The organism is Ruegeria sp. BC6 (assembly GCF_056539185.1).
On sequence record NZ_JBQFUM010000001.1, the window covers coordinates 1050216 to 1061852 of the forward strand.

The 11637-nt window shown below is 61.8% G+C and carries 12 protein-coding genes; 5 read left to right on the plus strand and 7 right to left on the minus strand.

Annotated elements, in window-relative coordinates; genetic code table 11:
- Position 1: 1 nt before the first annotated feature.
- Both ACR0MM_RS05210 and ACR0MM_RS05215 read left to right on the plus strand, forming a co-directional pair.
- Positions 2 to 607 (plus strand): inner membrane-spanning protein YciB, encoded by a 606-nt coding sequence (locus ACR0MM_RS05210; RefSeq protein ID WP_170449451.1) that lies wholly within the window; start codon positions 2 to 4, stop codon positions 605 to 607.
- Positions 608 to 738: 131 nt separating this feature from the next.
- Positions 739 to 1407, plus strand: coding sequence for a Crp/Fnr family transcriptional regulator (locus tag ACR0MM_RS05215; RefSeq protein WP_170337872.1), 669 nt, complete (start codon positions 739 to 741; stop codon positions 1405 to 1407).
- A gap of 241 nt (positions 1408 to 1648) precedes the next feature.
- On the opposite strand, the gene ACR0MM_RS05220 is transcribed toward ACR0MM_RS05215, so the two are convergent.
- The 6 genes from ACR0MM_RS05220 to rpiA form a co-directional block, all read right to left on the minus strand.
- Positions 1649 to 3142, minus strand: a complete 1494-nt coding sequence (locus tag ACR0MM_RS05220) for a Do family serine endopeptidase (RefSeq protein ID WP_480694815.1) — start codon at positions 3140 to 3142, stop codon at positions 1649 to 1651.
- A 130-nt stretch (positions 3143 to 3272) separates the two neighbouring features.
- Entirely contained in the window at positions 3273 to 3467 is a 195-nt protein-coding gene (locus ACR0MM_RS05225; protein ID WP_093962522.1) for a DUF2065 domain-containing protein, read from the minus strand.
- Complete coding sequence (gene hflC, locus ACR0MM_RS05230) at positions 3467 to 4363, minus strand: protease modulator HflC (protein WP_170338336.1); 897 nt, start codon at positions 4361 to 4363, stop codon at positions 3467 to 3469. Before hflC ends, ACR0MM_RS05225 begins: the two co-directional genes overlap by 1 nt.
- Before the next feature lie 3 nt (positions 4364 to 4366).
- Positions 4367 to 5515: an FtsH protease activity modulator HflK gene (hflK, locus tag ACR0MM_RS05235; protein ID WP_170338334.1), complete on the minus strand. Its 1149-nt coding sequence runs from the start codon at positions 5513 to 5515 to the stop codon at positions 4367 to 4369.
- A 72-nt stretch (positions 5516 to 5587) separates the two neighbouring features.
- Positions 5588 to 6946, minus strand: a complete 1359-nt coding sequence (gene gor, locus ACR0MM_RS05240) for a glutathione-disulfide reductase (RefSeq protein ID WP_480694816.1) — start codon at positions 6944 to 6946, stop codon at positions 5588 to 5590.
- Positions 6947 to 7065: 119 nt separating this feature from the next.
- Positions 7066 to 7851, minus strand: coding sequence for a ribose-5-phosphate isomerase RpiA (gene rpiA / locus ACR0MM_RS05245; protein WP_170438000.1), 786 nt, complete (start codon positions 7849 to 7851; stop codon positions 7066 to 7068).
- A gap of 242 nt (positions 7852 to 8093) precedes the next feature.
- Between rpiA and ACR0MM_RS05250 the strand changes: the two genes are divergently transcribed.
- From ACR0MM_RS05250 to ACR0MM_RS05260, 3 genes are read left to right on the plus strand one after another with little or no spacing between them, the layout of a single operon-like run.
- Positions 8094 to 9467: an L-serine ammonia-lyase gene (locus tag ACR0MM_RS05250; RefSeq protein WP_480694818.1), complete on the plus strand. Its 1374-nt coding sequence runs from the start codon at positions 8094 to 8096 to the stop codon at positions 9465 to 9467.
- 25 nt (positions 9468 to 9492) lie between these two features.
- Positions 9493 to 9909 (plus strand): GFA family protein, encoded by a 417-nt coding sequence (locus ACR0MM_RS05255; protein ID WP_480694820.1) that lies wholly within the window; start codon positions 9493 to 9495, stop codon positions 9907 to 9909.
- Positions 9910 to 9954: 45 nt separating this feature from the next.
- The gene (locus ACR0MM_RS05260; RefSeq protein ID WP_480694822.1) at positions 9955 to 10869 is read left to right on the plus strand and encodes a DMT family transporter; all 915 of its coding nucleotides are present in this window, start codon (positions 9955 to 9957) and stop codon (positions 10867 to 10869) included.
- Here ACR0MM_RS05260 and ACR0MM_RS05265 read toward each other — a convergent pair.
- Entirely contained in the window at positions 10814 to 11521 is a 708-nt protein-coding gene (locus ACR0MM_RS05265) for a thiamine diphosphokinase (protein ID WP_170363119.1), read from the minus strand. The genes ACR0MM_RS05260 and ACR0MM_RS05265 overlap by 56 nt on opposite strands.
- Between the last annotated feature and the right edge of the window lie 116 nt (positions 11522 to 11637).

Genomic DNA, 11637 nt, shown 5'->3' on the forward strand with positions numbered 1-11637 from the left:
CATGGCAGACAAGAAAGAGATCAATCCGTTTCTGAAACAGGTGCTGGAACTGGGACCACCGCTGGCCTTCTTCTTCATCTACCTGCGCCTGCGCGACGACAGCTTTCTGATCGGCGGCACCGAGTATTCCGGCTTCATCGTGGCCACCATCATTTTCGTTCCGCTGATGCTGGGGGCGATGGGCATCCTGTGGGTCCTGACCGGCAAACTCAGCCGGATGCAGATCTTCACGGCCATCATGGTCATCTTCTTCGGTGGCCTGACCGCCTGGTTCAACGACGAGCGGTTCTTCAAGATGAAGACCACGCTGGTCTACGGGTTCTTCTCGCTGATGCTGGGCATCGGTCTGCTGCAGGGCAAGTCCTACCTCGCCTATGTGCTGGACGAGATGCTGCCCATGCGCCACGAGGGCTGGATGATCCTGACGCGCCGCCTGTGCGCCTGTTTCGCCGTGCTGGCCGTGGCCAATGAACTGGTCTGGCGCACCCTGTCCACTGATCTGTGGGTCAAGATCGAAACCTTTGGCTTTCCGATCGCTTTGATGGGGTTCCTGATGCTGCAATTCAGCATCCTGCAAAGCTATATGGACGATCCGGACAAACAGTAATGCGTCCCTGACACGGGCCGGCGAACCTTGGGGAAACCTTCGGAAAACCGGATAAAATCCTTGGCTTAGCTCCAAAGCTGTGGAAAGCTGAGAAACCACCCACACCACTCATCCGGAGAACCGTGTCTTCCATGACCGCCTTTCCGAACAGCGGGTTCCTGTCCGAAGCTTCAGACCGGCTTCGTGATATGCTCTCTGCGCTAGCCACTTCTGTCTCGCTGGACCGCGGCGAGGTCTTGTTCGAACAAGGCGACGAGGGGGACGCCCTCTATGCCTTGCTGGAAGGCGCTTTGGAGGTGTCCTTCCTAGCCATGAGCGGGCGCAAGTTGGCGCTCAGCCTGATGCGCCCGGGCGAAGTGTTCGGCGAAATCGCCCTCTTCGACAGCGGCCCGCGCACCGCCACGATCACCGCAGCCGAGCCGTCGCGTGTACTGCGCGTGCGCCGCAAGGATCTGATGGAACAAATCCGCAAGCACCCCGAACTGGCCGAGGACATGATCCGGCTGGCCGGACTGCGCATGCGCTGGATGGGGGCGCAGTTGAACGAGCAGGTTTTCCTGCCGATGCCTGTGCGACTTGCGCGAAAGCTTCTGCTTCTGGCCAACCAGCAGGACGCGCCATCCGAACGCATAGCCCTGTCGCAGAGCGAGCTAGCGGAATTCGTCGGCGCGACGCGCGAGGCGGTATCCAAGACGATCTCGACGTGGAAACGCTCGAACGTGGTCGAGGCTTCGCGCGGTGGGTTGCAGATCCACGACTTTGACGCCCTGCGCCAACTCGCCGAATCCGATCTGATCTGACCTGCTGCCCGGAAAATGGCCCGGATGTGATCCGCTTCACATACAACGGGATTCGCTTCCATTAGGTAATGAATTGTTACCGTAGGGTGCCAGAGTATCATCCCCGATATCTGTCCACTGGCATCTCCCTGCACCAGAGCCACGCGCCTCCCCGGCGTGTGGCTCTTTTGATTTCTGCAGCCAAAACGAAAATCGGCCGGAGCATCTGCCCCGGCCGATCATTTTGACCAAACTGGCTGTCCTACTCTTCAAGGCTCAGCGCAACGAAGCGCGGATCGCCACCACGGCGCACCAGCAGCAGCAGCGACTTGCGCCCCGCCTCCCGAGCCTCGTCCATACGATCCTCGAGATCGGAGATCGACGACACTTTCTGCTGACCAGCCTCGGTTATCAGGTCGCCTGCCCGCAGGCCCTTGGCGTAGGCTTCGGAGGCTTCATCCACATCCGTCACAACCAGACCATCCGCGTCCGCGTCCAGACCCAGATCCTCGCGCAACGCGTCGGTCAGAGGCGAAATCGTCAGGCCAAGGATGTCGGCATTCTCGTCCAGCGGCGCCTCTTCCGCACCATCATCATCGCCGGTTTCCGCACGCTCGGCATCCTCGCGACGCCCCAGAGTGACAAGCACGGTCTGAGTGCTGCCGTCCCGCTGAACGACCACGCGCACGGACTTGCCGACCGGCGTCTCACCGACCTGCCGCACCAATCCGCGCGTGTCCTTCACCTCAACACCATCAAAGCTGAGAATCACATCGCCTGCGAGCAGACCCGCCTCTTTGGCAGGGCCGTCCGGCACATCGCTGATCAGAGCACCGCCCGGCTTGTCCAGGCCCATCGCCTCGGCCATATCCTCGGTCACGTCCTGAATGCGGACACCCAGCCAGCCGCGGCGGGTTTCGCCGAATTCCCGCAACTGATCGACAACCTTGGACACCACGTTCGACGCCATCGAGAACCCGATACCGATCGACCCGCCATTCGGCGACAAGATCGCGGTGTTCACACCGATGACCTGACCGTCCATGTTGAACAGAGGACCGCCCGAGTTGCCCCGGTTGATGGCCGCATCCGTCTGGATATAGTCGTCATAGGAACCGCTGAGCTCGCGATTGCGCGCCGACACGATCCCGGCAGATACCGAGAACCCCTGGCCCAGCGGGTTGCCCATGGCAACCACCCAGTCCCCTACAAGCGCTGTGTCGCTGTCGCCGAAAGTGACGTATTTCAGCGGACCCGACGCCTCGACCTTGAGCAACGCAATGTCCGTTTTCTCATCCGTTCCGATGACCTTGGCCGGCAGCTCTTTTACCGGCTGACCATCGCCGGGGAAGAACTCGATCAGAATTTCATCCGCCTCTGCGATGACGTGATTGTTGGTGACGATGTAGCCATCCTCGGAAATCACGAACCCCGATCCCAAGGCATTGCTGCGGCGCGGGCGATTGTCCTGGTCGCCATTGCGGTCCTGGAACTCGCGGAAAAAGTCCTCGAACGGGGAACCCTCGGGAACGATCCCCTGCGCGCCCGACTGCCCCTCGATCAGGGTCGTCGTGGTGATGTTGACCACGGCCGGGCTGATCCGGTTGACCAGCGGCGCCAGGCTTTCCTGACGGGCCTGCGCAGCCAGCGTCTGGAGCAACAAAAGGGAAACCGCGGCAAAGGCCAGCCACAAAAGCCGCGCCATCGTCACCACATCGTCCCGGCGGACGGATACACTGCGTGCTACTGCCTGCACTTGGTCTCTCCTTGTCGACATTGTTCTGTTGGTGGCTGCCTGAGCAGCTTGCTGGGAAACAATGTAGTCAGTTTGTGACCGCCCGCAACTCGGGAAGTTGAGGAATTCACTGCCAGTTTACTTCAACCGATCAAAACCCCAGCCGATTGGCCGTCCACAACAGGACGAAGCCACTGACCACACACAGAAGTCCGACCAGTCTGCGGGCCGGTTCGGGGATGCTGCGCAACGCCTCAAGCATCCGCTCGACAAGCGAAGGGGCCAGCGCATAGGCCAGCCCCTCGACAATCAACACCAGCCCGAAGGCCAGCAGGATCATACCCATTACTGGGAGGCCGGCGCGGCGGGCGCCGAACGGCCTTGTGGAGATCCGAGGTAGTTGAAGAACTCGGAATCCGGGCTGAGCACCAGCGAGCTGTTGCCGCCTTTCAGAGCGTTCTCATAGGCCGAAAGCGAGCGGTAGAACTCGAAGAACTCCGGGTCCTTGCCATAAGCTTCCGCAAAGATCGCGTTCCGTTCGGCATCAGCCTCACCGCGAACGATCTCCGCCTCACGGCGGGCCTCGGAGACCAGTTCGACCACGGTCCGGTCAGCCTGGGCACGGATCCGCTGTGCAGCTTCTTCACCGCGCGCCACTTCGTCGGCCGCCTCACGTTCGCGCTCGGCGCGCATCCGGGCAAAGGTCGCTTCGAGGTTGGCCTGCGGCAGGTCGGTACGTTTCAGGCGAACGTCGATCACCTCAAGGCCCAGATCGCGGGCCTCGGCGATCGCGCCGTTGCGAATGCGCAGCATCAGCGCCGCCCGGTCCGAGCTGAGAATGTCATTCGAGCTTACCGAACCCAGAACCTCGCGGGTTTTGGCGCGCAGGATCGAATCCAGACGCTGCTCCGCTGTGTCGATGCCACCGGCACCCACGGCCTCACGGAACTGCCGCACATCGGTGATCCGATAGCGCGCGAAGGCGTCGACCACCAGGCGGCGGTCATCCAGCGGCGTGACTTCCAGCGGCCCGACCTCGCGGCTTAGAATACGGTCATCGTAGCGCACGACCTCCTGAATGACCGGAATCTTGAAGGCCAGGCCCGGGTCTTCCTTGACGTCGATCACGCGACCGAATTGCAGAACCAGCGCTTTTTCACGCTCGTCCACGATGAAGATCGCTGAGAGGGCGATCACAATAACCACGAAAATGGCAGGTAGGAGAAAGGTTGATTTACGCATGTCTTAGTTCCCCTCACCCGAGTTGCGGCGCAGTTCGTTCAGCGGCAGATAAGGCACGACGCCCTGCCCCTGGCCTGTTGCGCTGTCATCCAAGATGATCTTGTCCACGTCGCCCAGAACCTGCTCCATCCGTTCAAGGTACAGACGTTTGCGGGTCACATCCGGAGCTTTCGAGTATTCTTCGAGAACCGCGCCAAACCGGCTGGCCTCACCCTGAGCTTCGTTCACGACCTGTGCCCGATAGCCTTCGGCCTCTTCCAGCACCTGCGCGGCTTCACCACGCGCGCCGGCCAAAACCCGGTTCGCATAGGCATCGGCCTGCTTCTCCAGCCGGTCGCGTTCCTGTCCAGCCGACTGAACCTCGCGGAAGGCATCCTTTACCGGTTCCGGTGGGTCGGCGCCGTCAAAGTTCACACGGACGATGTTGATACCCGAGTTGTAGCTGTCCAGAGTCGACTGGATCAGTTCCTCAAGCCGTTCGGCGATGATAGCACGGTCGCGGTTCAGGATCGGCGCGAGGTCCGACTGCGCGATGATCTCGCGCATGGCCGACTCAGACACGGCCTGGATAGTTTGTTTCGGGTCGCGCAGGTTGAACAGGTAGTCCGCAGGATTCGAGATATTCCAGACCACCTGGAAATCGATATCGACGATATTTTCGTCTCCCGTCAGCATCAGACCGGCGTCCGAACCGCGCCCGCCCGATCCGATGGTTTCGGTCTGTTCGACCTTCACCGGGATGACTTCGGCCGTGACGACAGGCCACGGTGCAAAGTTCAGACCTTCGGTGCCGATTCCGGTAAAGCGACCGAACAGCAGCTCAACCGACTGCTCTTCGGGCTTGACCGTATAGGCGCTGGCAAAGCCCCACAGAACCAGAGCGGCAACCCCGCCCAGCAGGATGGTGCCCTTGGTAATCGCCGGGCCGCCACCGCCGCCCTGGCCGGATCCGTTGCCGCCTCGGCCACCGCCGCCGCGCCCGCCCATCAGCACGCGCAGCTGCTCCTGGCCTTTTTTCATCAACTCGTCGATTTCGGGGATCTGCGGCCCGTCGCCTTCGGGCGGGCGTCGCCCGTCCCCATTGTTTCCCCGGTTTCCTCCGCCACCGGATGAGCCTCCGCCCCCCCAGGGGCCTCCGCTGTTGCCCGCCATGTGTTTCATTTCCCTTGTTTTGGCCCGTGTGCTTACGGGATCACTTGTAACCTGTGTGCGCGCGCTTGCAAATCAAGCGGTACGCACGGGTTGCCGCATGGTTACCAGTTCTTCGGCCATCACCGGATGAACCGCAACCGTGCGATCGAAATCTTCCTTTGTCGCGCCCATTTTGACCGCGATGCCCGCCAACTGGATCATTTCGCCCGCGCCGGGGGCGACAATGTGACAGCCCAGCACCTTGCGGGTGGCCTGGCTGACGATCAGCTTCATCAACACCCGTTGCGTGCCGCCCGCGAACGCCTTCTGCATCGGTTTGAACGAGGTCGCGTAGACCTCGATCGGCTCCTGCTCGGCGGCCTGCTCCTCGCTCAGGCCCACGGTTCCCATCTCGGGCTGGGTGAAGATCGCGGTCGGGATCAGCTCATGATCCACCGGGGTGGGGTTGCCCTTGAATACGGTCTCGACAAAAGCCATGCCCTCGCGGATGGCGACCGGCGTCAGGTTTACCCGGTCGGTCACGTCCCCGATGGCATAGATCGAAGGCACCGCGGTCTGGCTGTATTCGTCCACGACAATCTGCCCTTTGCGGCCACGTTCGACGCCCAGCGCCTCAAGGCCCAGATCATCCGCATTTGGCGCCCGGCCCGTGGCATACATCACCACATCGAACAGCTGTTCAGACCCGTTGGTCGCCTTGACCCAGATCTTGTCGCCCTGCTTTTTCATCTCGAGCACATTGGTGCCCAGATGCACGTCGACCCCGTTTTGGCACATCTCTTCGCAGATCAGCCCGCGCGCCTCGTCGTCGAACCCCCGCAGGATTTGCGCGCCGCGATAGAACTGCGTGGTCTTGACGCCCAGGCCGTTCATGATCCCGGCGAATTCACAGGCGATATAGCCGCCGCCCACGATCAGCATGGTCTCGGGCAGCTTCTCAAGGTGGAAGATTTCATTCGATGTGATGGCCAGATCTGAACCGGGGAATTCCGGCACCACCGGTCGCCCGCCGGTGGCGATCAGGATGTGCTTGGCCGTTTTGCGAGTGCCGTCGGCCAGTTCAACCGTATGCGGATCGACCAGTTTCGCGCGCTGGTCAAAAGTTTCGACACCGTTGTTCTTGAGGATATTGCGATAGATGCCTTCCAACCGGTCGAGTTCGGCATGCAGCTTGCCGCGGAACTGCTGCCAGTCGAAAGCGCCCGGCTGAATATCCCAACCATAGGCACGAGCGTCCTCGACCATTCCCGCGTATTCGCTGGCAAACACCATCAGCTTTTTGGGAACGCAGCCACGGATCACGCAGGTTCCGCCATAGCGGTCCTCTTCGGCCAGCGCGACCTTGGCGCCGTTTTCGCCCGCCGCCACACGCGCCGCGCGGACACCGCCCGAGCCGCCTCCAATGACGAAAAGATCATAGTCAAAGCTCATGCCGCGTTCCTTTTGTCAGCCTGCCTGAAATTGCCCTGAGTATTTGGGGGCGTGAATGATCGTGCCAACCCCTTGGCCCGGAAATCGCACACCGCTGTGAAGGCGGGTGCGCGGTTGGCTCAGTCGGCCAGGTCCGAAAACAGGTTGTCGTGTTCGTCGCCCAACCGATCCAGCTCGATCGTACCGCTGTTGAAATCGCGCAGCTCGACCCGGCCGTCGCCGTGGCCGATCACGACCTTGTCGCAGATGTCGATGAACAGCCCGTTTTCGACCACACCCGGTATCTGGTTCAGCACCAGTGCAAGTTGCCTCGGGTTGCCGATGCGTTGCAGGTGCAGGTCGAGTATGTGATTGCCCTCATCCGTCACGGTCGGCGCCTCGCTGTTCATCCGCAGGGTCGCCGACGTGCCCAGCACGTCCATCGTGTCCAGCAACTCCTCGATCAGCGTACGCGTGGTCTGCCAGCCAAAGGGAATGACCTCGACCGGCAGCGGGAACGCGCCCAGCGCCTCTACCTCTTTGCCCGCATCGGCGATCACGATCATCTGGTCGCTGGCCGTGGCCACGATCTTTTCCTGCAGCAACGCCGCGCCGCCGCCCTTGATCAGGTTCAATTCACCGTCGAACTCGTCGGCGCCATCGATCGTCACGTCCAGCCAACCCGCCTGATCCAGCGAAACAACCTCGATCCCGACCTCGCGCGCCAACTGTGCCGTAGCCGTCGACGTCGGGACGCCTTTGATCCGCAGACCTTCGTCCCGCACCCGCTCTCCCAGACGACGCACCAACCATGCCGCGGTCGATCCGGTACCCAGACCCACGCGCATCCCGTCTTCGACCATCTCGGCCGCGCGATAGGCGGCGACACTCTTGGCCCGGTCGATGGGTGACAACTCTGCTGTCATTGCGGCTTCCCCTCAGTTCTTTGCGGAACTTATACGGAAAGCCCTGCCCGACTGCGAGGCCCAAAATCCGCGGGACCGGCGCAATAATCGATACACGAATACGCGTTTCCCATCGGAAACGTCGCAATCAAATCTTCAGTGCTCGGCTCGGTTGTGTAAATAAAGCGCATACAGTTTCCCACCGGTTCGGGCGGCTCAAGCCGGCCCGGCCGCCAACTCGCCACAAGGCTCAACGACCAGACATGTTTCTATCCGTCTTCGATATGTTCAAAGTGGGTGTTGGCCCATCCTCGTCCCACACGATGGGGCCGATGGTAGCGGCCGCGCGGTTCCTTGATCTGATGCGCGCCTCGCCGTTCGAATTTGCTGGCTTGCGCGCTTCGCTGCATGGATCTTTGGCTTTCACCGGCGTCGGCCACGCCACGGACCGCGCCACGATCCTTGGGCTGGCTGGGTTTGTCCCCGACAGCTATGACCACGACCGTGCCGAAGCGGCACTGGCTGCAATTGCCGAAACCGGAACTGTCACACCCGAGGGTTTGCCGACCCTGCGGTTCGACCCAAAGGCCGATCTGGTCTTCGACTACGACAACACCCTGCCCGGCCATGCCAACGGCATGATCCTGATGGCCACCGACGCACAGGGCGACGTGATCTTGCGGCAGGTCTATTACTCGGTCGGCGGCGGCTTTGTCCTGACCGAAGAGGAGCTGGCCGAAGGCAAGGACACCATTGACGGCCCGCCCGTGCCCTTCCCGTTCAAGACCGCCGCCGAAATGCTGGAAATGGCGCGCAGCAGCGGCAAGACCATCGCCGAGATGAAACGCGCCAACGAGATCGCGCGGGGCTGCGCGGACAGTTTCGCAAAAGGCACCGCCCGCCTGTGGGAGGTGATGAACGCCTGTATCGAGCGCGGGCTGACCACCGAAGGCATCCTGCCCGGCGGCCTCAAGGTGCGGCGCCGGGCCAAGGCGATCCACGATGCACTGATGGCCGAGCGCGGCATGAACCTGAACGCGCCGCACACGATCAACGACTGGATGAGCGTCTATGCGATGGCGGTGAACGAGGAAAACGCCGCCGGCGGTCAGGTCGTCACCGCCCCCACCAACGGCGCTGCGGGCGTACTGCCGGCGGTGCTGCGCTATTACCTCGACCACGTTCCCGGCGCATCGGAAAGCCATATCGAGGATTTCCTGCTGACCGCCGCCGCGATTGGTGGGTTGGTGAAGTACAACGCCTCGATCTCAGGCGCCGAAGCCGGCTGTCAGGCCGAGGTCGGCAGCGCCGCCGCAATGGCCGCGGCGGGTCTTTGCGCAGTGATGGGCGGCACACCGGAACAAGTGGAAAACGCCGCCGAGATCGCGCTGGAACATCATTTGGGCATGACCTGCGACCCGGTCGCCGGGCTGGTGCAGGTTCCCTGCATCGAGCGCAACGGGCTGGGCGCGATCAAGGCGGTTTCGGCGGCGTCGCTGGCCCTGCGCGGGGACGGGCAGCATTTCGTGCCACTGGACGCGGTGATCGAGACCATGCGCCAGACCGGTCATGACATGCACGAGAAGTATAAGGAAACCTCGCTGGGCGGTCTGGCCGTCAACGTGCCAAACTGCTGAGGGATCAAACCGGGAGGGCAGCTCAATGCGCGGACATTGCCTGTGCGGCAGAATCGGGTTCGAGGTCGACCCTCCGGTCCTGCCTTGTGTTTCCTGCCATTGTGACAGCTGCCGCCGCCAGTGTGCCGCGCCGATGACCACATATTTTGGGGTGCGCGACGGTCAGTGGCGTTGGACCGGAGAGGAACCGAAGCGGTTCAACTCGTCCCCCGGTGTCGAGCGCAGCTTTTGCCCGCATTGCGGAACGCCGATCTCGTTCCGATCCACTACGATGTCCGACGTTTTGCACCTTTATGTAGCGACACTGGAGAACCCCGAAGCCCTGCGGCCAACGCTGCATGTCGCCTATGAAGAGAAACTGACGTGGCTCGAACTGGGTGACGAGCTGCCCACTTGCATCGGTCCGGACTACACAAAGGTTCAGCCCTTGCCCGAGGACTGACGACGGGCCTTTCCCATTCTGCGGGAAACGTCTAGCGTCGCGCCCATGACACAGGATCGTCCCGTCTTCGGCATCGTTTTGATGCTTGGTTTCTGCGTGCTTGCACCGCTGGGCGATGCCTTGGCCAAGCTGTTGGGAGAAACCACTCCGCTTGGCGTTCTTGTGCTGGTGCGTTTTGCGGTGCAGGCGGCCATCCTGATCCCGCTGGTGGCGCTGACGGGTCGGACCTGGCGGATGCGCGGGCGCGTGCTGCGGCTGACCGTGCTGCGCACTCTGCTGCACATTGTCGGAATAGCCGCGATGTTCAGTGCGCTGCAGTATCTGCCTTTGGCCGATGCCGTCGCCATCGCCTTTGTCATGCCGTTCATCATGCTGCTGCTGGGCAAGTATGTGCTGGGTGAAGAAGTCGGGCATCGTCGTCTGATCGCCTGCATTGTCGGCTTTGCTGGCACGTTGCTGGTCATCCAGCCCAGCTTTGCCGAGGTTGGTGCTCCGGCCCTTTTGCCGCTGATCGTGGCCGTCGTCTTTGCCCTGTTCATGCTGGTGACCCGGCAGATTGCCAAAGAAACCGATCCAATTGCACTGCAGGCCGTGTCCGGGCTGCTGGCCACCGCGGTCCTGGCTCCATTGCTCGCGATCGGGGCCCTGACAGGTCTTCCAGATCTGGCACTGACCCTGCCGCAAGGCAACGCCCATTGGTTGCTGTTGGCGATCGGTGTTCTGGGAACCGTGGCACATCTGCTGATGACATGGGCGCTGCGGTTCGCGCCTTCGGCAACGCTGGCGCCGATGCAGTATCTGGAGATTCCGGTGGCGACGTTGATCGGCCGGCTCATCTTTCACGATCTGCCAAACGGTCTGGCGGCCCTGGGGATCGCCATCACGATCGCGGCCGGGCTTTATGTCATCCTGCGCGAGCGGGCCAGCGCACGGTCTGCTCCGACGCAAACGCCCGCATGACAGCATCAAGAGCATCGCGCGGCACCATGACCAGCAACCCGGGTCCGTCAACCTCGAGGGTAACCTGAGCCAGCGCACGGTTCGATGTTCCGACTCGCCCGTCCGGCTCAAGCACCAGTCCGTCGATTGGCCACTCCAACCCCGAACTGCGTCCGGTTACCCGCTGAAATGGAAACAATGACACTGTGTCGCCCGGCGTGAGCGACAGTGATATCCTAGGCGGGGCGTGAAAGACCACTTCGCGTGCTCCCAGAAGGACGCACGGCCTGTCTTTGTGGCAAACCAGCGTATTGAGCACCGCCAGTTGGTGGTCCAGCCGACCTCCGAGAAACCCGACACCCAAGACCAGCGGCGCGCGGATATTGCGTAGGGCCTTGTCGAAATCAGTGCTGTCCTGTTCCCGGATTGGAAACAAACGGTCCTCTGGTATCCGTGCAAGATAGGCGTGTGCCAACGAATCGAAGTCGCCGATCACCGCATCCGGAACGCGCCCCGAATCGATCAATGCGGCGGCCCCGCCATCCGCGGCTACAGCGCCATTGACGCGATTCAGCGCCAGATTCAGGTCATCGGGGCCGGTTTCCCCTCCTCCGAACAGGGCAATTGGTCTTTTGGAATGAACAATTTCGCCGTTTTTTCCAAGATTGACCATTTTTCCCGCTTTTGGACACATTGAGACCACAAAATGATAGGTTCTTTAGAACAGGTTCGAGCTGACAGACGCGCCCAGCGTCGCGCGGGTTGGCTCTGTGTAGTTTGTAGAGGACG

Bases quoted from the DNA above. Each gene is read 5' to 3' on its own strand.
- ACR0MM_RS05210 (WP_170449451.1), top strand. From the start codon at position 2: ATGGCAGACAAGAAAGAGATCAATCCGTTTCTGAAACAGGTGCTGGAA.
- ACR0MM_RS05250 (WP_480694818.1), top strand. From the start codon at position 8,094: ATGTTTCTATCCGTCTTCGATATGTTCAAAGTGGGTGTTGGCCCATCC.
- ACR0MM_RS05255 (WP_480694820.1), top strand. From the start codon at position 9,493: ATGCGCGGACATTGCCTGTGCGGCAGAATCGGGTTCGAGGTCGACCCT.
- ACR0MM_RS05260 (WP_480694822.1), top strand. From the start codon at position 9,955: ATGACACAGGATCGTCCCGTCTTCGGCATCGTTTTGATGCTTGGTTTC.
- hflC (WP_170338336.1), bottom strand. From the start codon at position 4,363: ATGCGTAAATCAACCTTTCTCCTACCTGCCATTTTCGTGGTTATTGTG.
- ACR0MM_RS05265 (WP_170363119.1), bottom strand. From the start codon at position 11,521: ATGGTCAATCTTGGAAAAAACGGCGAAATTGTTCATTCCAAAAGACCA.
- hflK (WP_170338334.1), bottom strand. From the start codon at position 5,515: ATGGCGGGCAACAGCGGAGGCCCCTGGGGGGGCGGAGGCTCATCCGGT.
- ACR0MM_RS05215 (WP_170337872.1), top strand. From the start codon at position 739: ATGACCGCCTTTCCGAACAGCGGGTTCCTGTCCGAAGCTTCAGACCGG.
- ACR0MM_RS05225 (WP_093962522.1), bottom strand. From the start codon at position 3,467: ATGGGTATGATCCTGCTGGCCTTCGGGCTGGTGTTGATTGTCGAGGGG.
- gor (WP_480694816.1), bottom strand. From the start codon at position 6,946: ATGAGCTTTGACTATGATCTTTTCGTCATTGGAGGCGGCTCGGGCGGT.
- rpiA (WP_170438000.1), bottom strand. From the start codon at position 7,851: ATGACAGCAGAGTTGTCACCCATCGACCGGGCCAAGAGTGTCGCCGCC.